Genomic DNA, 21,408 nt, shown 5'->3' with positions numbered 1-21,408 from the left:
TCCCATGAGCGATGAGCACGACGACGTGCGGGTGACGACGGCTGCGGGGACGGTGCGAGGACGGCGGGTGTCGATGGGGGACACCACCGTCCATTCCTTCCTGAACATCCCCTACGCGGCACCCCTGGTCGGTGCGGCGAGGTTCGCGGCGCCGGCCGCGGTCGAGCCGTGGGACGGGGACCGCGACGCGACCGCCCACGGGCCGACCCCGCCGCAGACTCCGTACGCCGCGCCGTTCTCGGAGCTGCTGCCGTCGGCGGTCTCGCCCGGCGACGAGTCGTTGAACCTGTCGGTGTGGACGCCCGACCCGGGCGCCCGGGGCCTGCCGGTGATGGTGTGGATCCACGGCGGGGCGTTCGTGCGAGGCGCCCACAGCATCGCGACCTACGACGGGTCGGCCTTCGCCCGCGACGGCGTCGTGATGGTCGGCATCAACTACCGGCTGGGTGCGCTGGGCTTCCTCAGCCTGCCCGGAGCGCCGGACAACCGCGGTCTGCTCGACCAGGTGGCCGCTCTGCGGTGGGTGCAGGACAACATCGCGGCATTCGGTGGGGATCCCGATCGTGTGACGGTGTTCGGCGAGTCGGCCGGCGGGATGAGCATCGCGGCGCTGCTCGCGTCGCCGGTGGCGACTGGTCTGTTCGCGCGGGCGATCATCCAGAGCGGCAACGGGGTCGCCGCCGCCGAGGTGGCCGACGCACGGCTGGTGACCGCCGACTTCACGGAGCGGTTCAGCCTGCCCCCGACGGTGTCCGGGGTCGCCCGACTCGACGACGCGACGCTGCTCGCGGCGCAATCCGACCAGGCGGTCGCGCTGATGTCCGACGGCAGTCCGGCGCGGTGGGGACGCACCGTCCTGGCCCGTGGACTGGGGCTCATGGCACTGTTCCCGACCGTCGACGGGACCGTCCTCGAGGCGCTGCCGATCGACGCCCTGCGCGCGGGCGCCGGTGCCGGTGTCGACGTCCTCGCCGGGACCACCCGCGACGAGTTCCGGTTCTTCCTCGTACCGTCCGGCGTCGCCGGGTCGATCACCGATGAGATCCTGCCGGCGGCCTTCGCGCGGTTCGGGCTGGATCCCGCGGCGGCGGAGACCTATCGGGCGAATCGTCCCGGCGCGACGCCCGGTGACGTGCTCTGCGCCGCACTCACCGACCACGCGTTCCGGTCGGGAACCGCCGACATCGTCGACGCCGTCGCAGAGGGGGGCGAGGCGTCGGCGTGGCAGTACGAATTCGCCTGGCCGACCGAGGTGCGGGATCTGCGGTCGGCCCACGCGCTGGAACTGCCGTTCGTGTTCGACACGGTCGCGCAGTCGTCGGCGATGGTCGGCGCCACCCCTCCCGACGGCCTGGCCGACGAGATGCATTCGGCCTGGGTGCGTTTCGCGACGACCGGCGATCCCGGGTGGGACGCCGTCCGCACCGACGCGCCGCGGCCCGTGCGGACGTTCGGGGACAAGGACCTCGCCGCCGACGCCGTCGTGCACGACCCCCGCGCCGACGAACTCCCGCTCACCGGCGTCCGCTGACCACGATCCGTCGCAGGTCTTCCCGCTCAGCGGGAAGGATCGCTACGCCTGCGTGATCGGGGCGAAGTGTTCGACGGTCGGGAACGGGTCGTAGAAGCGGTGCAGCAGGTCCTTCCATCGCTGGTATCCCGCTGATCCGCGGAACCCGTCGGTGTGTGCCTCGACCGACTCCCATCGGACGAGCAGCAGGTAGGTGCCGGGGGACTCGATCGACCGCAGCAGCTCGAGCGCGTCGAACCCGGGCGAGCTCGCGATGATCGCCCGCGCCTCGTCGAACGCGGCCTCGAACTCATCGGCGCGATCGGGGTCGACGGGCAGCAGTGCGTGTTCGGTGATCACACCAGCCATCGTCATGCACCACGGGAAATCCTGTCGACGGCGGGGTGAGCGCGGCCCTACGGTTCCCACCCGTGGAGATCAGGCGGCTGACGGGCGACGACTGGGCGGAGTACCGCGCGTTCCGGATCGCCGGTGTCACCGAGTCGCCGTATGCGTTCGGCGCGACCCCGGAGGACATCGCGGCGCGCCCCGACGAGTCCTGGCGGACGCTGCTCGACCGTCATCGCGACCCCGACGGCGTGGCGCTCGCGGCGCTCGACGTCACCCGGTGGATCGGCACGATGCGCGCACTCGTCGAGGGCGACTCCGCCTGGATCTACAGCGTCCACGTCGCACCCGACGCACGTCGTTCCGGCGTCGCGTCGGAGCTGATGACGCACCTCCTCGCGTGGTCCGCGCAGCACGCGCACTCGGCGATGCTCCACGTCGGCGAGTTCAACGACCGCGCGCGACGCCTCTACGAGGGATTCGGCTTCGCACCCACGGGCGCGACCGTGCAGAACCCGGCGTATCCGGCGAACACCGAGTTCGAGATGCGACTCGCGTTCGATCGGTAGCAGTCCGTGTCGCCTGGCGACACGAACTGCTCCGGATCTGTGCCACGGTGGGGCGGTGAGCATCCCGAGCGTCGACGACATCCTGGCTTCCGCGCAGGTCGTCTCCCTGCCGATGCGAGAGCGGTTCCGCGGTGTCACCGCCCGCGAGGTGATGGTGTTCCGTGGCCCCGCCGGGTGGGGTGAGTTCGGCCCCTTCGTCGAATACGACGACGCCGAGGCGGCGTGGTGGCTGGCCGCGGGGATCGAGGCCGCGTGGACGGGTCCGCCGCCGGCGGTGCGCGACGACGTCGAGGTCAACGCGACCGTCCCGGCGGTCCCCGCCGCCGACGTCGCGGCGATCCTCGACCGGTTCCCCGGGGCGACGACCGCCAAGGTGAAGGTCGCCGAACCCGGTGACACCCTCGACGACGAGATGCAGCGCGTCGACGCGGTCCGCGAGCGCATCCCGAACGTGCGTGTCGACGCCAACGGCAAATGGTCGGTCGCGGAAGCGATCTCGGCACTGCGGGCCCTCGGCGACCTCCAGTACGCCGAACAACCCTGTGCCACCGTCGAGGAGCTCGCCCGGGTGCGGGCGGCAGTGCGGACCCCGATCGCCGCCGACGAGAGCATCCGCCGCGCCGAGGACCCCCTCCGCGCGGTGCGGGCCGGTGCCGCGGACGTGGCCGTGGTGAAGGTGGCCCCGCTCGGCGGGATGCGCCGGGTCCTCTCCATCGCCGCAGACATCGATCTCGACGTGGTGGTCTCCAGCGCACTCGACTCCGCCGTCGGCATGTCCGCGGGCGTCGCGTGCGCGGCGGCCCTGCCAGGAGATCTCCTGGCGTGTGGCCTCGGGACGGGGACCATGTTCACCCGCGACGTCGCCGCGCCGTTCGTCCCCGCGGACGGCCGGGTGCGGCCGCGGGCCGTCGAACCCGACGACGACCTGCCGCTCGCCGACGCCGATCGCACCCGCTGGTGGCGGGAACGACTGGCCCGCGTCCAGGCACTTCTCGCCGCGGGCCATCCAGCCGCGGAGTGGTCGCAGGTGTGACCTGGTAGACACCGAGCGCCTCCAAAGATACGATTCTTGGCATCTGTTCCAATGGAGGTGCATGAGATGACGGCGACAGCGTTCCGCGTTCCGACCGACAGCGATCTCAAAGAGGTCCCGCTGCAGAAGAAGAACGGGGTGCTGGCCGTGCTGCAGATGCGGCACGACCCCTTCGGGTTCCAGCGCAAGCGGCTCGCCGAGTACGGCCGCATCTCGGGGCTGAAGATGTTCGGCCGGGACTGGGTCGTCGCGTCGGGCCCCGAGGCCACCGAGCAGGTCCTGATGAACAAGGACAAGGCGTTCGCGAACGGTCCGGCATGGACGTTCCTGATCGGCCCGTTCTTCAACCGCGGTGTGATGCTGCTCGACTTCGACGAACACCGCAGCCACCGCCTGATCCTGCAGCAGGGCTTCAACCCGGCGGTGCTGAAGAAGTACATGGCGCTGATGCAGCCGATGATCGCGCAGCGCATGGAGACGTTCCCCACCGGGAAGATCCTGTTGTTCGACGAGTTCAAGGCGCTCACCCTCGACGTCGCGCTCGAGGTGTTCCTCGGCCTGGAACTGCCCAAGGCCGAGGCGGATCGGATCAACAAGGCGTTCCTGGAGACCGTGCAGGCGGGGGTCGCGGTGATCCGCAAGCCCATCCCGGGGACCCGCTGGGGCAAGGGGATCCGCTCGCGCAAGATCCTCGAGGACTTCTTCTACTCCCACATCCCGGCCAAGCGTGCGAGCGAGTCCGACGATCTGTTCTCGGTGCTGTGTCGGGCGGAGAGCGAAGAGGGCAAGACGTTCTCCGACGAGGACATCGTCAACCACATGATCTTCGTCCTGATGGCCGCGCACGACACGTCGACGATCACGATGACCCAGATGTGCTACCGGATGGCCAAGTCGCCGGAGTGGCAGCGTCGCGCGCGTGAGCAGTCGCAGGCCCTGGACTCGGACCTGACCTACGACGACCTCGGGAAGCTCACGGAGTTGGATCTCATCCTCAAGGAGTCGCTGCGCATGTGCACCCCGGTGCCCGCACACCCGCGCGCCGCGGTGAAGGACACCGAGCTGCTGGGCCACTTCGTCCCCAAGGGCACGTTCGTGTCGCTGACCGCGCTCAGCGACCACTACGACCCCGAGATCTACAGCGATCCCTGGCGTTTCGATCCCGAGCGGTTCGGGCCCGACCGCGCCGAGGACAAGAAGCACCGCATGGCGTGGCACCCGTTCGGCGGTGGTGTGCACAAGTGCATCGGCCTGTACTTCGGCCAGATGGAGATCAAGACGATCATGCATCAGCTGCTGCGCAACTACGAGTGGTCGGTGCCCGACGACTACCAGCTGCCGATGAACTACAGCTCCCTGCCGATCCCCAAGGACGGCTTCCCGGTCACGCTGCGCAAGCTGTGAGTCGCAAGACGCGCAACACCGACGACCCGGAGGCACAGGAGGAGGCGATCCTGACCTCCGCGGCGCAGGAGTTCACCGAGGTCGGTGTGCGCAAGGCGTCCGTCGACGAGATCGCCCGCCGCGCCGAGGTCTCCCGCAGCACCCTCTACCGACGGTTCCCGAACAAGGAGTCGCTGCTCGTCGCGGTGGCCACCCGGCTCTACAAGGACGGGATGGCGCAGATGGAGCAGGCGATCGTCGGCCTGACGCCCGCGGAGGCCATCGCGGAGGCGTTCGCCGTCGGTGCACAGCTGATCCTCAAGGACCCGCTGATGCACCGGCTCGTCGTCGACGACCTGGAGATGAAAGGCATCACCTCGTCGTCGGTGACGTCGATGTTCATCGACGCCGTCACCGCGCGGACCGTGCGCGCCCTGCGGGGCGTCGGCGCGGTGCGGCCTGACCCCGACCTCAGCGATGCCGTAGAGATCATCGTGCGATTGGTGATCTCCCAGCTCGAGGTGCCCGGCAGCGAGGAGAAGCAGGAGCCGGAGTACGTCCGCGCGTTCGCGGCCAAGCACCTGTCCCCGATGGTGTGGTGACCCCCCCGTCACCCCCGACAACCCCTGACACGACAGTCAACAGAGGAGTTCTCATGTCCCCCCGAACCGGGATCCTGTCGCGCGTGCGCGGCAACCGTTCCGCCGGCGAGCGCGCCGACGTCCGCGGCCTCACCATCGCCATCACCGGCGCCGCACGCGGCATCGGGCTCGAGACCGCGAAGACGCTGCGCGATGCCGGCGCGACCGTCGTCATCGGCGACATCGACGACGAGGCCGTCGGCAAGGCGGCCGCCGACCTCGGCCACGAGGGCTTCGTCCTCGACGTCACCGACCCCGACTCGTTCGAGTCGTTCCTCGACGAGGTCGAGAAGGTCGCCGGTCCCATCGACGTCCTCATCAACAACGCCGGCATCATGCCGACCGGTCCGCTGCTCAACTACGACCTGAACGTCATCAAGCGCAACTTCGACATCGACCTGCTCGGGGTGGTCATCGGGACCCAGGCCGCGGCGAAGCGCATGATCGCCAGGGGTGGCGGCCAGGTCATCAACATCGGGTCGGTCGCGGGTCGGCTGCCGGTCCCGGGTCTGACGATCTACAACGGCGCGAAGGCCGGCGTGATCACGTTCTCCGAGGCTGCGGACGTCGAGCTGTCACCGCAGGGTGTGCGGGTCAAGACCGTCAACCCGACGTTCACCCGCACCGCGTTGATCTCCGGCATCGCGACCAACAAGTTCGTGCAGACGGTCGGGCCGGAGGACGTGGCCCGCGAGGTGCACAACAGCATCCTCGGCTCCACCGGACACGTCACGGTGCCGCGGTCGATGGCATGGGTGCACGCCAACTCCGTCATGGCACCGGGGTTGAAGCGGACCCTCGGGAAGCTCACCGGGATGAACACGATGTTCCTCAGCTACGACGACGCCGAGCGCGCGGAGTACCTGGCGCGGGTGAACGGCACCCCCGTCACGAAGTAGTCCCGACCCCGACACACGACGGACCCCGCCGGTCTCGACCGGCGGGGTCCGTCGTGTGTGGGTGGTGTCCGGGTCACCAGTCGTCGAGGTCGGTGTACCCGTCCTGGATGGCGCGCGCGAACAGGTTGGCCTTGGAGCGGGCGGGACGGCCGACCGTGGCGTACTTCGCCCGGATCCGGGTCAGGTGGGTGTTCACCGTCGAGGCGGTGATGTAGAGCGCCGAGGCGGCCTCGGCCTTCGACTCGGCGGCGAGCCACGCGAGGAGGACCTCGACCTCGCGCCGCGACAGCGACGGGCGCTCGGGAGCAGGGGCCGGTGCCTCGGTCCGGGGCGTCGCGGGCAGCGGCGGGACCACGCGCAGAGCGGTCGGATGGCGATGCGGGTTCGGGGAGGCGGGGGCGGTCGACGACAGCCCGGGACGAGGCTGCGCGACCGGCATATGGGGGGCGACGGACATGGGTACGATTTCCTCCGGTCGGGGGACCTGATCTGCACGGTGCTCGGAGCTGAACAGATGTGCGTCGACATGAAATATGTACGGCGACGCGCGCCTGTTCCAGCCGAGTCGGTCGTAACGGGCAGGTCCATACACAAGTCCGTACGTCGTACAGCCGCCGTACACGAGAAAGCCCAGGTGGAGGGGGAAGGGTGCGACCCGAGACGATCGAGACGCGCGACGAGTTCGCGCGCGCCCTCACCGATCTCAAGTCAGTCGCCGGCCTGTCGATCCGAGAGATCGCGGGCAGGGCCGGCGCCAGCGCGGCCACCGTCGGTGGCTGGTTCTCCGGCCAGCACGCGCCCCAGGCCGCGATGGAGGACGCGCTGCGGAAGGTGCTGATCGCCCTCGGCGTCGAGGCGGCCGAGCATGCGCCGTGGCTGCAGGCCGCCGCCCGTGCGCGTCGTCAGGCACCGCGCAAGGGTGCGGTGCCCCCCGCCCCATATCGCGGGTTCACCCCCTTCGAGGTGGACGACCACGCGGTGTTCTTCGGTCGCGCCGACATCACCGATCTCGTCATCGAGACCGTGCTGGAGCAGTCCGAGCGGGCGACCGCCATCGTCACCGGGATCGACCGCCTGCCCGTCGTGACGCTCGTCGGACCGTCCGGGGCCGGGAAGTCGTCGGTACTGCGGGCCGGCCTGCTCGCGCAGATCGGTGACGAGGGCCCGTTCGAGGACTGGCGCTACGTCCTGTTCACCCCGGGCTCCGACCCCGTCGGGGCGTTCCGGGCCGCACTCGCAGCGCTGCCCGACGGCGACGGTCCGCTGCTCATCGCCGTCGACCAGTTCGAGGAGATGTACACCCTCAACGACACCGCCGCCCGACGGGCGCTGACCGAGGCGATGGCGGACCTCACCGCATCCCGGCGGCAGCAGACGTTCGGTGTCATCACCGTGCGCGCCGACTACTACGGCGTCCTCGCCGAGAACCCCCGCGCGGCCCGTGCACTCCAGGAGGCGACGGTCCTCATCCCCGCACTCGACCCCGCACAGTTGCGGGACGTGATCGTCGGCCCGGCGACGGTCGCGGGGGTCTCCGTGTCCGACGACCTCGTCGACCTGCTCATCGCCGACCTGCGACCCGGTCTCGGTGTCGGGCTCGGCAGCGCGCTGCCGCTGCTGTCGCATGCACTGCTGTCGACGTGGTCCCGCTCGAACAAGCGGGTGCTGACCGTCGCGGACTACGTCGCGACCGGCCGCATCCGCGGTGCCGTCGAGCAGACCGCCGAGCGGGTGTACGGCGAACTCGACTACGCCGAGAAGATCGTGGCCCGGCGTCAGCTGCTCGCGATGACGCTCGTCGACGACGACAGCATGTCGCGCCGGCGGGCACCGCTCACGGAGCTGGGCGTCCCGCCGATCGACAAGCCGGACGACCGACGCGACGTCCGCGAGCGCCGGGCGGTGGGCGTGCTCGACCGCTTCGCCGCGGCGCGCCTGGTGTCGGTGTCACAGACGCACGCCGAGATCGCCCACGAGGCTCTGCTGACTGCGTGGCCGCGGTTGATGCGCTGGGTCGACGAGGACCGCGATCAACTGTTGATCGCCCGGCGGCTGCAGGCGGCACTCGACCTGTGGGTCGACGGTGACGAGGCGCCCGAGCTGCTGCCCCTGGGTGGCCGGCTCGACCTGTTCACGGAGTTCGCCGACGCGCCCGAGAACATGAACCGCGTGACCGCGTCGCAGCGGCGCTTCCTCGACCGCGCGGTGGCGCGGCGCGACCACGTCGCCGACCGCGGCCGACGGCAGGCCCGGCGGATGCGTCTCATCACCGTCGCCGCCAGCCTGTTCGCGGTCGTCGCACTGGTCGCCGCAGTGGTCGCCGTGGTCGCCCGCTCGGAGGCGGTGTCCCAGCGCAACGACGCCGACCGCAGCAGGCTCGTCGCGACGTCGGCGCGGCTGGCGAACATCGCCGACGAGCAGCGCACCCGCAACCCGGGCCTCGCGTTGCAGCTGGCCCTGGCCGCATATCGGGTGTCGCCGACGTTGGAGGCGCGCTCGGCCCTGCTCGACCTGACCTCGGGCGCCATCCCCGCGCGACGTGTGACCGTCGGGGGTGGTGTCGCGGTGGCGGTCTCACCGGACGGGTCGCTGATCGCCGCCGCGGCCACCGACCACCGCGTCCGGCTGTTCCGCACCACCCCGACCGGTCTGTCGCCGGCGATCGCCACGATGGGCCGCTCCAGCGCCGAGCAGCGTCTGCTCTCGGTCCGGTTCTCCCCGGACGGCCAGTCCCTGTGGGCGTCGGGCACCGACGGCCTCGCTGCCTGGGACGTCCGCGATCCGGCCCGGCCGACACAGCTCGGCGACGTCCCGCGGGTGACCACGGCGGTCAACGACCTCGCCGTCGACCCCTCGGGCACACTCCTCGCCCTGGCGACGGACGGCCCGGGGATCGGGGTGTACCGCCACGACGCCGGCGGCGGATGGACGTCGTTGCCGATCCCGCCGTCGTTCGCCGGTTCGGGGACGATGGTCGCGTTCAGTCGCGACGGCCGACTGCTCGCGAGCGCGAGCGTCCTGCAGCGCGTCGACATCAGCACGGTGCAGCGCGACGGGATCAGGCCCGTCGGGGTGATCGCGCTGCCCGGCTCCAGCAACGTCACCGCCGACGACGGCGACTTCTCGCCGACCACCGGGGAACTGGCGCTGGGCCTGAAATCCCGGGACATCAAGACCTACTCGATGGCCGACCCGAGCCGCCCGACGATGACCGCCGACTACACCGACTTCGGCAGCTACGTGAACGGCGTCGCCTACAGCCCGGACGGGACACATCTCGTCGGGTCGAGTAGCGACGACACCGCCCGCGTCTACGACCTCGTCAACCGGACCCCGCCGCAGGCGCTGCGCGTCGGGAACACCGTGTCGGGTGCGGCGTTCGCCGGCGACCGCGTGGTGACGTCGGCCCAGGACGGGACGGTCGCGGTGTGGCCGACCCGCCAGTACTCGGTGCGTGCCGGACCGAAGAACACCTTCCAGTTCGCCTTCCAGGCCGACGGGCCACGGTTCTCGGTGAGCAACGCCGACGCGTCCGGATCGGTGTCGCAGTGGCGCGTCGACCCGAGGGCGGGCATCCAACGGGCCGGGCCGGACCTCGTGCCGCCCCCCGACACGGGGTTCACGTCCATCGACATGACGAGGGACGCGCGGCTGCTCGCCGCGGGCACCATCGACGGGCGGCTGTACCTCGCCGACATCGCCGACCCGAGTCGCCCCGCCGTGATCTCCGCTCCGGTCGACCTCACGCCGGGAGACCTCATCGAGAGCGTCGCGATCAGCGACGAGTCGTCGCTCGCGGTCGGGGGATCGACGTTGTCGCCCGACATGGCCGTCGTCGACGTGTCCGATCCGCGGACGCCGCGGCGGGTGGGCACCGTCGACCTCGGCGACGGACTGGCGTGGACGTCGATGGCACCGGGGGGACGGATGGCCGTGGTGTCGACCGCCAACGGCTTCCTCGGCCTCGTCGACCTGACCACCCCGTCCCGACCCCGCCTGCTGTCGCGGGTCAAGCTGTTCGACTCGGGTGCGCTCGCATCCCGGTTCTCCCCGGACGGCAAGCGCGTCGTCGTGAGCTCGGGGACCAACCAGGTCGTCGTCCTGGACATCAGCGACCCCGCCGCGCCCCGACGACTCGCGGAGCTGTCGGGTCCGACGGGTGCCGTCTACGGCGCGACGTTCTCCCGCGACGGGTCCCGCGTGGCGGCGGGCGGATCGGACGGCCAGCTCTGGATGTGGGACGTGCGGGACCCGACCGCGCCACGGACGCTGGCTCATCTCGGGGCGTTCCCCGGCCGCATCTACGACATCCAGTTCGGACCGGGTGACCGGCAGGTGCTCGCGACCGGGGCGGCGGGGATCGTCGGGTCGTGGGGCACCGACGTCGACAGCGTGGTGGCTTCCGCCTGCGGACTCGACACCGATCCCATCTCCCGGGAGGAGTGGGGTCAGTACGTCCCGGGGCTCGACTACCACCCGCCGTGCCGCTGATGCCCTCCGCCGCGTGACACCTACGATGTGCGGATCGGTCACGCGGCGCACACGAGCGGGGACCGGCGGAGGTGACAGTGGTGTCGGACAGGCGGTCGGCCCGTCGCGCGCTGCGGGCGGCACGGTCCGAGTTGCGGTCGGCGGAGGCCGATCTGGCCCGGCTCGAGGGGCGCCGGACCGACGGCCGGGTCACGAGGTGGTCGGCTGTCGTCCTCGTCGTGATCGTCGCCCTGGCCGTGGCAGTCGGGGTCACCGTGGCGCGACGGGCGTCCTCGCCGGTGTGGACCGACGCCGACGTCCTCACCGCCGCCCGGACACTCGTCACCCCGCTGCTCACCCCCGACGTCCGTGATCCCGACCGCGCCTCCCGGATCCTCGACGACGCCACCGGGACGTTCCGCGACGAGTTCGCCCAGTCGAGCGGCTCGTACAGTGCGGTCGTCTCGCGGTTGGGCACGCAGACGACGGGTGACGTGGACGGGGTCGCGCTGGCGGATCGGCGTGGGGACACCTCGTCGGTCCTCGTCACCGCGGTTCTCCTGACCCGCCGCACCGACGCCGGCGCCACGTCGCAGGACGACGACCCCCGACGGCTCCGGCTGGTGGTGGAGATCGTCCCCGAGGGTGGCCGTCTGAAGCTCGCCGGAGTGGGGTTGATCCCGTGACCGCCCTGCGGCGTCTCGTCGCGGTGTGGACCAGCGGGATGGGCGCCGTCGTCGCCGTCGCCCTGGTCGGGTTGTCCGCCGTGGTCGTCGGCACACCGGCGTGGTGGGTGTCGCTGTTCGCCACCGCGATCGCAGGCGCGGTGGTCGCGATCGTCGGCGCCCGGGTCCTGCGGACGGATGCCGCGCGAACAGCTCTCGCTGCTGCGGTCTGCGTTGCGGTCGTCGCCGCCGCGGGCGGGTTCGTCGGGGTGGCCGCGCACGAATGGTCGCAGGCGCGAGCAGTGTCCGACGCGCGGTCCCGGGTGGCGACGATCGGCGCGCCGACCGTCTGTCGCGTGGTGGAGCGCGGGACGCCCGCGCGCGACGCCGAGGCGATTCGGTCCGCCACGGGCGACCTCGCCGAGCGGTTGCGCTCGGGGGCGGCGGTCGTCGGCTCCGATGCCACCGGGAGCGCGACCTGTCGGCCTGTCGAGACCGCGGTCGGAGCCGCGTCGGCCGACGCGGTCGAGGTCGTCGCACTCATCGACGTCACGAGTGGCGGGACGACCACGGGTCAGGTGGTGTCGGCCGGGTTGCGTCGCGTGGACGGCCACTGGGCGGTCGCGTCCCTGCAGGTGCTGCGATGAGCGAGGACGCCGCCACGACAGCGGACGACACCTCGTCGCGGCGGGTGACGATGGCCCGAGAGCGTGTCGCGGCGGCGACCGCGGCAGTCGAGGCGGCACAGGAACGGATGACGCGATCCGCCCCGACGGACGGTCGCCGCCGCCGCGCGCTCGCGGTGTCGGTGGCCGTCACCGTGGTCCTCGCGATCGTCGCCGTGGTCGCCGGGCTGGTCCTGCATGCCGGTGGTGGGCCGGGCCCGGCAGACGGGGTGGTCGCGTCCGCGTCGACGGCGGTCGCGACCGTCCTCACCGCCGACCCCGCACATCCCGACCGGTACGTCGACGCCGTTCGCTCGGTCAGCGGCGGCGACTATCGCCGGCGGATCGACCGTGCCGCACCGGCCATCGAGGCAGCGGTCGCCGCGCTCGGATCGCCCGGCACCGGGCAGGTCGTGGCGGCGGGGGCGCTCGGCGCGATCCCGGCCGAGGGCCCGGCTGATGTCCTGGTCGTCGCGGAGGCCACGGCCCCTCAACTCGTCGGCGGTGCGGCAGGGGATCGGCGGATCGTTCTGACGGTCACGATGATCCGCGAGTCCGGGCGTTGGGTGATCGGTGGGGTGACGGCCCGGTGACATCGGTACGAGCCGTCTGCGCGGCGGCGACGGTCGGCGGTCTGACGGTCGTCGGGTGGGTGCTGGGGTGGCCGGGATGGTCGGTGCCCCCGATCGCGGCGGCTTCCCTCCTGGTCGTCGCGGTCGCAGGGTGGCCCGCGGGTCGCCGGAGTCCGCGGCGCGATGCCGCGCTCGCCGGTGTCGCCGTCGCGGTGCTGGTGGCTGCGCTCGCGACGACTCTCGCGGTCCCTCGTGCCGAACCACCTCCCGACACCATGCCGCTACGACAACGGGCCGCGACCGCCGTGACCGACTACCTGACCGTCACGACGGGCGCGGCCGACCCCGGAGCCGTCGCCACCCGGCTGCGCGCCCTCACCCCGATGCTCACCGACCGCGCCCTGGACGACCTGCGCAGTCAGGGGCCGGATTCCGCGCTGCCGGGCGCGGTCGCGACCGGTGCGACACAACAGATCACGGTGCAGTCGGTGGGGTTGTCGCGGCGAGACCGCGATTCGGCCCGCCTCCTCGTCTACGCCACTGCGCGCGTGACGATCCCGTCGGCGGCACCACCGGTCTCGGTGGCCCCGATCACCCGGTGGGCCGTGATGCGTAGAGTCGACGACACGTGGCGACTCGCCGACCTCTACCCGGTGGGCCCGGGCGGATGACGGCCGCGGCGCCCCGTCCCGACGCAGACGAGAAGGAGCGTGCGCCGATGGGTGCTGGTGTGGTGATCGTGGGTGCGGGACTCGGCGGTGTGCGCCTCGCCGAGAACCTGCGACAGGCGGGCTATTCGGATCCCGTGACGCTCATCGGCAAGGAGAACCACCCGCCCTACGACCGTCCTCCGCTGTCGAAGGCCGTCCTGCGCGGTGAGCGCGGTCTCGTCGAACTCAAGCCACGAGAGTGGTACGACGACAACCACATCGCACTTCTCCTCGACACCGAGGTCACCTCGGTCGACCTCGACGCCCGAAGGGTGTCGGTCGGGTCGGGAGAGGCCATCGCGTTCGAGTCGCTGGTGCTGGCCACCGGTCTCGACCCCCGGTTCCTCCCCGACGACGTCCTCGACGGTCAGGATGCGACGTCGGTGGCGGATCTGTCCGGGGTGCACGTCCTCCGCACGGCCGACGACGTCTCCGCCCTGCGCGACGACCTGTCCGAGGGTGCCCGCGTCGTGGTGGTCGGCGCCGGCTTCATCGGCTGTGAGACCGCCGCGAGTCTCCTCACCCTCGGTGCGCACGTGACGATCGTCGAACCGGCGCCGTCGGTGCTGTATGCGGCCCTGGGCGCGGAGATCGGTGCGCGCGTGGCGAAGATGCACACCGATCGCGGGGTGACGGTGCGTACGGGTGTCGGCGTGAGCGGCTTGCGCGTGTCCGACGGCGCGGTGAGCGGCGTCGTGCTCGACGGCGGCGAGACGCTCGACGCCGACCTGGTGGTCGTGGGCATCGGCTCGATCCCGACGACGGGGTTGGCCGAATCGCTCGGACTCACCCTCGCCGACCGGCGTCTCGGCGGCGGGATCTCCTGCGACAGCACCGGTCTGACATCCGCAGCCGGTGTCTACGCGCTCGGTGACGTGGCGAACTGGTCGGACGAGGCCGGTGTGTTCGGTCGTCGGGTGGAGCACTGGAACCACACGGTGGAGCAGGCGAAGGTCCTCGCGGATGTGATCGCCGGGACCGAGAAGGCCTCGGCCGCACCGGTGGTGCACTACTTCTGGACCGATCAGTTCGACATCAAGGTCCAGTGTCTGGGCACACCGTCGGCGGACGACGAGATCCACGTCGTCGACGAGGACGGCGAGAAGTTCCTCGCCTACTTCAGCCGTGACGGGCGACTGACGGGTGTGGTCGGTGCCGGCCGGGCCGGTGCGGTGATGAAGATGCGGAAGACGGTCGCCGACGCCCCACCGATCGCCGAACTGCTGTCCTAGCGCCCCGAGAACCCGTGCCGCGGAGCGGCATCAGAACTCGCGCCGCGGAGCGGCATCAGAATTCGATCGTGAGTTCGTCGGAGGTGGGGCGGGCCTGGCAGCCGAGGATGTAACCGTCGTCGATGTCCTCCTGATCGAGGGCCCCGACGTTGTCCATCTGCACGGTGCCGTCGACGACGGTGCACGCACAGGATCCGCATTCGCCCTCGCGGCAGGAGTAGGGCACGTCGAGGCCGGCGGCCAGCATGATGTCGACGAGGGTCTTCGAGCGCGGCCACCGCAGTTCGTGGACCGTGCCGTCGAGTTCGACGGAGACGCTGGCCGCGTCGGCGGTCTCCTCCTCCGACGCGTCCGTGAGGTCGGGGTCGTCGAAGGGGTCACCCGACAGGGACGTGAACACCTCGGCGTGCACGTGGTCGTGGGGGAATCCCGCGTCGGCGAGGGCGGTGTGCACCGCGTCCATGAACGGTGCCGGCCCGCACATGAACGCACCGTGCGTCGAGAACGGGGCCACGAGTGCGCGCAGGGCCGCGGGTGTCGGCAGACCCTGCACCGATTCCAGCCAGTGGATCACCGTCACCCGGTCCGGGTGCCGCTGTGCGAGCTCGCGGAGTTCGGCGGCGAAGATGACGTCGGACTCGCTGCGGTTGGCGTAGACGAGAACGATCGGGGCGGAGCCCTTCTCGAGTGCGGCCTTCAGGATGGACATGATCGGCGTGATCCCGCTTCCCGCGGCGAGCAGCAGCAGGGGGCTGTCGAGTTCTCGCGGGGTGAACACCCCTGACGGCGGCAGGACCTCGATCTCGGTCCCGGCGGCGACGTTGTCGCACAACCAGTTCGACCCGTATCCCTCGGCGGTGCGCTTCACCGTGACCTTGGGACGCGGGTCGGTGAAGGGTGAGGACGACAGTGAGTAGCAGCGGGCGACCGACCCGGTGCGATCGCTGGGGATGCGGACGGTGAGGAATTGGCCAGGCCGGTAGCCGGTGAACTTCTCGGCGAGGTCGGCCGGTACGTCGAAGACGATCGACCGGGCGTCCGAGGTCTCCTCGATCACCTCGGCGACGGTGAGCACGGCGCTGCGCGCGCTGTGCGGCGTCAGGGACGTCATCGATCCACTCCTAAACGAGAACACGTTCTAGTTTTGGTCACGCTACCCCGTGCCGGAGCGCCGACGCCAGGGCGCGACCGACGCGGTCAGGGCCTCAGAGGCCGTGATCGAGGATACGGCTGCCCTGGGCGAGGAGATGCTCCAGGTCGGCGTCGTCGTCGGTCAGCCACTGCCCGTATGCGGCCAGCGCGACGCCGAGGAGCAACCACGCGACCGTCTGGGGATGGTGGTCGGTGGGCCGTGCGCCGGTGACCTCTGCGACGTAGTCCGCGACGACCTCCCGCCACCCGGCGTACATCAGCATGGAGTGGGCCTGCAATGCCGGCACGGTCAGCAGGAGGGCCATCCGACGCCGGTGACCAGGTATCTCGTGGGGGTCGAGCCGGTTGAAGGCGATGAGCGACGAGCGCAGGGCGTCGGCCAACCCGATCGTCTCCGGGAGCGCGGCGAGGTGGTCCCGCATGCCCGCGAGGTGGTCGTCGAAGTCGCCCCAGGCGATGGCGTTCTTCGACGGGTAGTAGCGGAAGAGCGTGCGTCGTGCGATGCCCGCGGCGGCCGCGATGTCGTCGACGCTCGTCTCCTCGAACCCGTGGTCGGTGAACAGGTCGATGGCGATGGCGCTGATGCGGGCCCGTGTGGTGCTGGGGCGTCTCCCGGGTGTCGACATGTCGTGTCCTCACCGCCTCCCGCCCGCATTTCTGAAACAGGTTCTCGTCACCCCTGGCGTTCTGGCACCGAGTGCCACTATAGTCCGCTGTGACTCAGTTCACGTCACCCACCGGAGGTACTCATGTCCGACGCCCACACCACTGCCGGCACCGACGCCACCGAGACCGAGTTGGTCGCGGAGAGTCTGGTCGAGGAGGTCTCGATCGACGGCATGTGCGGCGTGTACTGACCGTGTTCGATGTCGGCGCGGCGTGGGAGCTCGATCCGCGGGTGGCTGTGCGACCGGAGCCGTTCGGTGCGCTGCTCTATCACTTCGGTACCCGCAAGCTCTCGTTCCTGAAGGACACGACGGTGGTCGAGGTGGTGCGGTCGCTCGGTGATCATCCGAGTGCGGAGGCGGCCGTCGCGGCGGTCGTCGACGATCCCGCCGCGCGGAGTCCCTATGTGGCCGCTCTGTCCACGCTCGCCGGCTCGGCGATGATCCGCCGGGTTCCCCTCTCATCGGAGACTTCATGACCTCGATGCTCTCCCGGCCTGCGCCGGTTCCTCGTCTGGTGGATCAGTTCGAGCGTGGGCTGGATGCCCCGATCTGTCTGACGTGGGAGTTGACCTACGCCTGCAACCTGGCGTGTGTGCATTGTCTGTCGTCGTCGGGCAAGCGCGACCCGCGGGAGCTGAGCACCGATCAGTGCAAGGCCATCATCGACGAGCTGCAGCGGATGCAGGTCTTCTACGTCAACATCGGCGGTGGCGAGCCCACGGTGCGGTCGGACTTCTGGGAGCTGGTGGATTACGCGACGGCTCATCAGGTGGGGGTGAAGTTCTCCACCAACGGGTTACGCATCACCCCAGAGGTCGCTGCGCGGTTGGCGGCGTCAGACTACGTGGACGTGCAGATCTCCCTGGACGGTGCCACGGCCGAGGTCAACGACGCGGTACGCGGCGCGGGGTCGTTCGACATGGCGGTTCGTGCGTTGACGAATCTGCGGGATGCGGGGTTCCGTGACGCGAAGATCTCGGTGGTGGTGACCCGCCACAACGTGTCACAGCTCGACGACTTCAAGGCTCTCGCCGACCGTTTCGGTGCGACGCTGCGGATCACGCGGTTGCGGCCGTCGGGGCGTGGTGCGGATGTGTGGGACGACCTGCACCCGCTGCCCGAGCAGCAACGCGCCCTCTACGACTGGCTCGTCGCCCACGGTGACGGCGTGTTGACCGGGGACTCGTTCTTCCACCTCTCGGCGTTCTCCGACGGGTCACCCGGTGGGGCGCTGCCGGGTCTGAACCTGTGTGGTGCGGGACGTGTGGTGTGTCTGATCGACCCGGTGGGCGATGTGTACGCGTGTCCGTTCGCGATCCACGAGAACTTCCTGGCCGGCAATGTCACCGATCCCGGTGGTTTCACCTCGGTCTGGCGCGAGTCGGAGTTGTTCACCGAACTGCGCGAACCGCAGAGCGCCGGGGCATGCGCGTCGTGCAATCACTACGACTCGTGTCGCGGTGGGTGCATGGCGGCGAAGTTCTTCACCGGCCTGCCACTCGACGGCCCGGACCCGGAATGCGTTCAGGGCTACGGGGAGTCGTTGCTGGCCGGTGAGCGGAGGACCCCGTCGGCGAACAAGGACCACTCCCGTGGTGTGCCGCTGCAGCTGATGACGCGGCCCCCGTCGCGGGACTGCGACGAGAACCCACTCGCGGGCTTCGCGCCCGCCTGACCTCACCCCTGTCACGAAAGTAGTCGCCCGTCATGGCCAACCCCTGGTTCGAAACCGTTCTCGAGGCGCAGCGGCGTGCCCAGAAGCGTCTGCCGAAGTCGGTGTACTCCGCTCTCGTCGCCGGCAGTGAGAAGGGCATCACCCTCACCGACAACGTCGAGGCGTTCGCCGAGATCGGTTTCGCCCCCCACGTCGTCGGCGCACACGCCGACCGCGAGATGTCGACGACGATCATGGGCCAAGAGATCTCGCTGCCGGTGATCATCTCCCCGACCGGGGTGCAGGCGGTCGACAAGGACGGCGAGGTCGCCGTCGCCCGGGCGGCCGCGGCGCGCGGAACGGCCATGGGCCTGTCCAGTTTCGCCTCCAAGCCGGTCGAGGAGGTCGCGGCGGAGAACCCGAAGACCTTCTTCCAGATCTACTGGCTGAACTCGCGGGAGGAGATACTCCGGCGCGCCGAGCGTGCACGGGCTGCCGGCGCCAAGGGGTTGATCGTGACCACCGACTGGTCGTTCTCCATGGGCCGCGACTGGGGGAGCCCCGCCATCCCGGAGAAGGTGGACGCCAAGGCACTGCTGAGACTCGCGCCGGAGATCGCGATGCGCCCGCGGTACGCGTGGTCGTGGTTCAACAAGGGCAAGCCCATCGTCCCCGACCTGACCGCCCCCAACCTCGCCGACCCGGGCCAGATCGCGCCGACGTTCTTCGGTGCCTACGGGCAATGGATGCAGACCTCCCCGCCGAGTTGGGAGGACCTGCAGTGGTTGCGCGAACAGTGGGACGGACCGTTCATGGTCAAGGGCATCACCCGCCTCGACGACGCCAAACGAGCCCGTGACATCGGCGCGTCGGCGCTGTCGGTGTCGAATCATGGTGGCAACAACCTCGACGGCACCCCGGCCACCATCCGGATGCTCGGCCCCATCGCCGACGCCGTCGGCGCCGACATGCAGGTGCTGCTCGACGGCGGCATCCGCCGCGGCAGCGACGTCGTCAAGGCCCTGGCCCTCGGTGCCGACGCGGTCATGATCGGCCGTGCCTACCTCTGGGGACTGGCCGCCAACGGCCAGGCCGGTGTCGAGAACGTCCTCGACATCCTCCGCGGCGGTATCGACTCCGCCCTGATGGGACTGGGCCGCAAGAGCATCCACGAACTGACCCGTGAGGACCTGATCATCCCCGACGGCTTCGAGAAGCGTTTCGGCGAGACCACCGACGAGGAGAGCTGAGACGTGTCAGGACGATTCGACGGCGCCGTCGTCTACATCACGGGTATCGCCCGCGGTCAGGGGCGCAACCACGCGCTACGGTTCGCGCAGGAGGGCGCGGCGGTCATCGGCATGGACATCGCCGGGCCGATCGCCGACCACACCACCTACCCGGCGGCGACCCCCGAGGACCTCGACGAGACCATCCGTCTCGTGGAGGAGGCCGGCGGACAGATCCTCGCGCGTCAGGGTGACACCCGCGACCTCGCGTTCCAGGAGCAGCTCGTCGCCGACGGCGTCGACCGCTTCGGTCGGCTCGACCACGTGATCGCCAACGCCGGCGTGCTCACCTGGGGTCGCATCTGGGAACTCACCCCCGAGCAGTTCGACGACATCATGGCCGTCAACGTCCGCGGCACCTGGAACACGCTGCGCGTCACCATCCCGGTGATGATCTCCCACGGCATCCGCGGCAGCATCACCGTCGTCAGCTCCAGCGCCGGCCTCAAAGCGATGCCGTTCCAGGCGTCGTACTCGGCGTCGAAGTTCGCCATCCGGGGGATGGCACAGTCGGCGGCGAAGGAGTTGGGCGAGCAGGGCATCCGCGTCAACACCATCCACCCCTACGCGGTGAACACGCCGATGGCGTTCGAGGACACGAAGGCCTCGGAGGTCTTCGCGATGGAACGGTTCATGCCCAACTTCGTGCCCATCCTCGACAAGCCGTTCTTCTCGACGTGCGACGAGGTCACCGACATGGTGATGTTCCTCTGCTCGGACTCGGCGAAGACGATCACCGCGTCGGAGTTCTCGATGGACCAGGGGTCCGTCAAGGTCTGACCCGGGTCGCGGCGTGCCGCGCCCCGGGCGGTCAGTCGGCCCAGACCTGGGACGCCGGAGTCGCCGTACGCACGGGACCCTCCGGCGTCCCGGGGACGGACCGGGAGAACCGCGGCGCGACCGAAGCCTGTGTGACGCCGTCGATGTCGGCGATGGTCCCGCGCGACGCGAGGTGCGGGTGCTGCGGCGCCTCGGTGAAGTCGAGAACGGGTGTGGTGCAGGCGTCGGTCCCGTCGAACACCGCCGCCCACTCGTCACGGGTGCGGGTCGCGAACGTCTCGGTGAAGCGGGCACGCAACTCGGGCCAGCGAGCCATGTCGTTCTGCTCCGGCAGGCCTGCGTCGGTCAACCCGAGCCCCTCGATCAGCTGCGCGTAGAACTGCGGCTCGATGGCCCCGACCGCCATGTAGCGACCGTCGGACGTCTCGTACACCTCGTAGTAGGGCGCTCCCGTGTCGAGGAGGTTCACGCCGCGCCGGTCCTGCCACAGTCCGGTACCGCGGAACGCCCACATCATCTGGCCGAGGACGGAGGCGCCGTCGACCATGGCGGCGTCGACGACCTGTCCGCGTCCGGAGATGCCGCGTTCGACGAGGGCGGCGAGGACGCCGACGACGAGGAACATCGAGCCGCCGCCGAAGTCGCCGACGAGGTTCAGTGGTGGTGTGGGGCGTTCGTCGGCGCGGCCGATGGCGTGGAGCATGCCGGTCAGGGAGATGTAGTTGATGTCGTGGCCGGCGCGGTCGGCGAGCGGTCCGTGCTGTCCCCATCCGGTCATGCGGCCGTAGACGAGTCGGGGGTTGCGCCCGAGCAACTCATCGGGCCCGAGGCCGAGGCGTTCCATCACCCCGGGGCGGAAGCCCTCGACGATGACGTCGGCGCGGTCGACGAGTCGGAGGACCTCGGCGAGGTCGGTCTCGGATTTGAGGTCGGCCTCGACGACGGCGGAGCGTCCGCGCAGGAGTTGGTCGGCGGTGGCGCCCTGTGCGGGCAGGCTGCCGGCGCGCTGGACGCGCACGACGTCGGCGCCTAGGTCGGCGAGCAGCATCGAGGCGTGCGGACCGGGACCGATCCCCGCGAACTCGACCACGCGGACACCGCCCAGTGGGCCGGGGCGTGTGGTCGGGGATTGTGCACTGCTCATCGGGCCACCTCATCGTCGCTCGTG

At 70.5% G+C, this 21,408-nt stretch carries 22 protein-coding genes; 17 read left to right on the top strand and 5 right to left on the bottom strand.

Annotated elements, in window-relative coordinates:
- Window positions 1-4: 4 nt before the first annotated feature.
- Window positions 5-1,531, top strand: a complete 1,527-nt coding sequence (locus tag ACXVUM_RS02660; protein ID WP_458520325.1) for a carboxylesterase/lipase family protein — start codon at window positions 5-7, stop codon at window positions 1,529-1,531.
- Window positions 1,532-1,573: 42 nt separating this feature from the next.
- On the opposite strand, the gene ACXVUM_RS02655 is transcribed toward ACXVUM_RS02660, so the two are convergent.
- Window positions 1,574-1,870, bottom strand: coding sequence for an antibiotic biosynthesis monooxygenase family protein (locus ACXVUM_RS02655; RefSeq protein ID WP_458522762.1), 297 nt, complete (start codon window positions 1,868-1,870; stop codon window positions 1,574-1,576).
- Window positions 1,871-1,941: 71 nt separating this feature from the next.
- Here ACXVUM_RS02655 and ACXVUM_RS02650 point away from each other — a divergent pair, with 71 nt between their 5' ends.
- From ACXVUM_RS02650 to ACXVUM_RS02630, 5 genes are all read left to right on the top strand, one after another.
- Window positions 1,942-2,427, top strand: a complete 486-nt coding sequence (locus ACXVUM_RS02650; protein ID WP_458520324.1) for a GNAT family N-acetyltransferase — start codon at window positions 1,942-1,944, stop codon at window positions 2,425-2,427.
- 55 nt (window positions 2,428-2,482) lie between these two features.
- A complete protein-coding gene (locus tag ACXVUM_RS02645; protein WP_458520323.1) occupies window positions 2,483-3,460 on the top strand; it encodes an o-succinylbenzoate synthase in 978 nt (325 codons plus the stop codon).
- Window positions 3,461-3,526: 66 nt separating this feature from the next.
- Window positions 3,527-4,864 carry a cytochrome P450 gene (locus ACXVUM_RS02640; RefSeq protein WP_458520322.1) on the top strand — a complete coding sequence of 446 codons (1,338 nt, stop codon included), beginning with the start codon at window positions 3,527-3,529 and terminating at the stop codon, window positions 4,862-4,864.
- Window positions 4,861-5,445, top strand: a complete 585-nt coding sequence (locus ACXVUM_RS02635; RefSeq protein ID WP_458520321.1) for a TetR/AcrR family transcriptional regulator — start codon at window positions 4,861-4,863, stop codon at window positions 5,443-5,445. The genes ACXVUM_RS02640 and ACXVUM_RS02635 overlap by 4 nt, the downstream gene beginning before the upstream one ends.
- 53 nt (window positions 5,446-5,498) lie before the next feature.
- The gene (locus ACXVUM_RS02630; protein WP_458520320.1) at window positions 5,499-6,383 is read left to right on the top strand and encodes an SDR family NAD(P)-dependent oxidoreductase; all 885 of its coding nucleotides are present in this window, start codon (window positions 5,499-5,501) and stop codon (window positions 6,381-6,383) included.
- 73 nt (window positions 6,384-6,456) lie between these two features.
- On the opposite strand, the gene ACXVUM_RS02625 is transcribed toward ACXVUM_RS02630, so the two are convergent.
- Window positions 6,457-6,840, bottom strand: a complete 384-nt coding sequence (locus ACXVUM_RS02625; RefSeq protein ID WP_458520319.1) for a helix-turn-helix transcriptional regulator — start codon at window positions 6,838-6,840, stop codon at window positions 6,457-6,459.
- Window positions 6,841-7,031: 191 nt separating this feature from the next.
- Between ACXVUM_RS02625 and ACXVUM_RS02620 the strand changes: the two genes are divergently transcribed.
- The 6 genes from ACXVUM_RS02620 to ACXVUM_RS02595 all read left to right on the top strand — a co-directional run bounded on the left by ACXVUM_RS02620 (window position 7,032) and on the right by ACXVUM_RS02595 (window position 14,697).
- Complete coding sequence (locus ACXVUM_RS02620; protein WP_458520318.1) at window positions 7,032-10,874, top strand: nSTAND1 domain-containing NTPase; 3,843 nt, start codon at window positions 7,032-7,034, stop codon at window positions 10,872-10,874.
- 80 nt (window positions 10,875-10,954) lie between these two features.
- Entirely contained in the window at window positions 10,955-11,539 is a 585-nt protein-coding gene (locus tag ACXVUM_RS02615) for a hypothetical protein (protein ID WP_458520317.1), read from the top strand.
- On the top strand, window positions 11,536-12,165 hold the full coding sequence (locus ACXVUM_RS02610; protein WP_458520316.1) for a hypothetical protein: 630 nt from the start codon (window positions 11,536-11,538) through the stop codon (window positions 12,163-12,165). Before ACXVUM_RS02615 ends, ACXVUM_RS02610 begins: the two co-directional genes overlap by 4 nt.
- Window positions 12,162-12,776: a hypothetical protein gene (locus tag ACXVUM_RS02605; RefSeq protein ID WP_458520315.1), complete on the top strand. Its 615-nt coding sequence runs from the start codon at window positions 12,162-12,164 to the stop codon at window positions 12,774-12,776. The genes ACXVUM_RS02610 and ACXVUM_RS02605 overlap by 4 nt, the downstream gene beginning before the upstream one ends.
- Window positions 12,773-13,426, top strand: a complete 654-nt coding sequence (locus ACXVUM_RS02600; RefSeq protein WP_458520314.1) for a hypothetical protein — start codon at window positions 12,773-12,775, stop codon at window positions 13,424-13,426. The genes ACXVUM_RS02605 and ACXVUM_RS02600 overlap by 4 nt, the downstream gene beginning before the upstream one ends.
- Window positions 13,423-14,697, top strand: a complete 1,275-nt coding sequence (locus ACXVUM_RS02595; protein ID WP_458520313.1) for an NAD(P)/FAD-dependent oxidoreductase — start codon at window positions 13,423-13,425, stop codon at window positions 14,695-14,697. Before ACXVUM_RS02600 ends, ACXVUM_RS02595 begins: the two co-directional genes overlap by 4 nt.
- Before the next feature lie 55 nt (window positions 14,698-14,752).
- On the opposite strand, the gene ACXVUM_RS02590 is transcribed toward ACXVUM_RS02595, so the two are convergent.
- Together ACXVUM_RS02590 and mftR are read right to left on the bottom strand one after the other, a co-directional pair.
- On the bottom strand, window positions 14,753-15,808 hold the full coding sequence (locus ACXVUM_RS02590; RefSeq protein ID WP_458520312.1) for a 2Fe-2S iron-sulfur cluster-binding protein: 1,056 nt from the start codon (window positions 15,806-15,808) through the stop codon (window positions 14,753-14,755).
- Between the two features lie 94 nt (window positions 15,809-15,902).
- On the bottom strand, window positions 15,903-16,475 hold the full coding sequence (gene mftR / locus ACXVUM_RS02585; protein WP_458520311.1) for a mycofactocin system transcriptional regulator: 573 nt from the start codon (window positions 16,473-16,475) through the stop codon (window positions 15,903-15,905).
- 123 nt (window positions 16,476-16,598) lie between these two features.
- On the opposite strand from mftR, the gene mftA reads away from it, so the two are divergent.
- From mftA to ACXVUM_RS02560, 5 genes are read left to right on the top strand one after another with little or no spacing between them, the layout of a single operon-like run.
- Window positions 16,599-16,706 (top strand): mycofactocin precursor MftA, encoded by a 108-nt coding sequence (mftA, locus tag ACXVUM_RS02580; RefSeq protein ID WP_458520310.1) that lies wholly within the window; start codon window positions 16,599-16,601, stop codon window positions 16,704-16,706.
- The gene (gene mftB, locus ACXVUM_RS02575) at window positions 16,691-16,993 is read left to right on the top strand and encodes a mycofactocin biosynthesis chaperone MftB (RefSeq protein WP_458520309.1); all 303 of its coding nucleotides are present in this window, start codon (window positions 16,691-16,693) and stop codon (window positions 16,991-16,993) included. The genes mftA and mftB overlap by 16 nt, the downstream gene beginning before the upstream one ends.
- The gene (gene mftC, locus ACXVUM_RS02570; RefSeq protein ID WP_458520308.1) at window positions 16,990-18,192 is read left to right on the top strand and encodes a mycofactocin radical SAM maturase; all 1,203 of its coding nucleotides are present in this window, start codon (window positions 16,990-16,992) and stop codon (window positions 18,190-18,192) included. Before mftB ends, mftC begins: the two co-directional genes overlap by 4 nt.
- 32 nt (window positions 18,193-18,224) lie before the next feature.
- Window positions 18,225-19,421 (top strand): pre-mycofactocin synthase MftD, encoded by a 1,197-nt coding sequence (gene mftD / locus ACXVUM_RS02565; protein WP_458520307.1) that lies wholly within the window; start codon window positions 18,225-18,227, stop codon window positions 19,419-19,421.
- 3 nt (window positions 19,422-19,424) lie between these two features.
- Window positions 19,425-20,240, top strand: a complete 816-nt coding sequence (locus ACXVUM_RS02560) for a mycofactocin-coupled SDR family oxidoreductase (protein WP_458520306.1) — start codon at window positions 19,425-19,427, stop codon at window positions 20,238-20,240.
- A 31-nt stretch (window positions 20,241-20,271) separates the two neighbouring features.
- Here ACXVUM_RS02560 and ACXVUM_RS02555 read toward each other — a convergent pair whose 3' ends face one another.
- Entirely contained in the window at window positions 20,272-21,384 is a 1,113-nt protein-coding gene (locus ACXVUM_RS02555) for a CaiB/BaiF CoA transferase family protein (RefSeq protein WP_458520305.1), read from the bottom strand.
- Window positions 21,385-21,408 lie beyond the last annotated feature (24 nt).

The organism is Williamsia sp. SKLECPSW1, assembly GCF_054332755.1.
The sequence above is the reverse complement of the archived record's forward strand: the minus strand, read 5'-3'. Positions and strand labels throughout refer to the sequence as shown.

What these genes read in the sequence shown, in the direction of transcription:
- mftA (WP_458520310.1), top strand. Translation starts at nt 16,599, where the DNA reads ATGTCCGACGCCCACACCACTGCCGGCACCGACGCCACCGAGACCGAG.
- ACXVUM_RS02590 (WP_458520312.1), bottom strand. Translation starts at nt 15,808, where the DNA reads ATGACGTCCCTGACGCCGCACAGCGCGCGCAGCGCCGTGCTCACCGTC.
- ACXVUM_RS02605 (WP_458520315.1), top strand. Translation starts at nt 12,162, where the DNA reads ATGAGCGAGGACGCCGCCACGACAGCGGACGACACCTCGTCGCGGCGG.
- mftD (WP_458520307.1), top strand. Translation starts at nt 18,225, where the DNA reads ATGGCCAACCCCTGGTTCGAAACCGTTCTCGAGGCGCAGCGGCGTGCC.
- ACXVUM_RS02630 (WP_458520320.1), top strand. Translation starts at nt 5,499, where the DNA reads ATGTCCCCCCGAACCGGGATCCTGTCGCGCGTGCGCGGCAACCGTTCC.
- ACXVUM_RS02660 (WP_458520325.1), top strand. Translation starts at nt 5, where the DNA reads ATGAGCGATGAGCACGACGACGTGCGGGTGACGACGGCTGCGGGGACG.
- mftC (WP_458520308.1), top strand. Translation starts at nt 16,990, where the DNA reads ATGACCTCGATGCTCTCCCGGCCTGCGCCGGTTCCTCGTCTGGTGGAT.
- mftR (WP_458520311.1), bottom strand. Translation starts at nt 16,475, where the DNA reads ATGTCGACACCCGGGAGACGCCCCAGCACCACACGGGCCCGCATCAGC.
- ACXVUM_RS02625 (WP_458520319.1), bottom strand. Translation starts at nt 6,840, where the DNA reads ATGTCCGTCGCCCCCCATATGCCGGTCGCGCAGCCTCGTCCCGGGCTG.
- ACXVUM_RS02595 (WP_458520313.1), top strand. Translation starts at nt 13,423, where the DNA reads ATGACGGCCGCGGCGCCCCGTCCCGACGCAGACGAGAAGGAGCGTGCG.
- ACXVUM_RS02555 (WP_458520305.1), bottom strand. Translation starts at nt 21,384, where the DNA reads ATGAGCAGTGCACAATCCCCGACCACACGCCCCGGCCCACTGGGCGGT.
- ACXVUM_RS02640 (WP_458520322.1), top strand. Translation starts at nt 3,527, where the DNA reads ATGACGGCGACAGCGTTCCGCGTTCCGACCGACAGCGATCTCAAAGAG.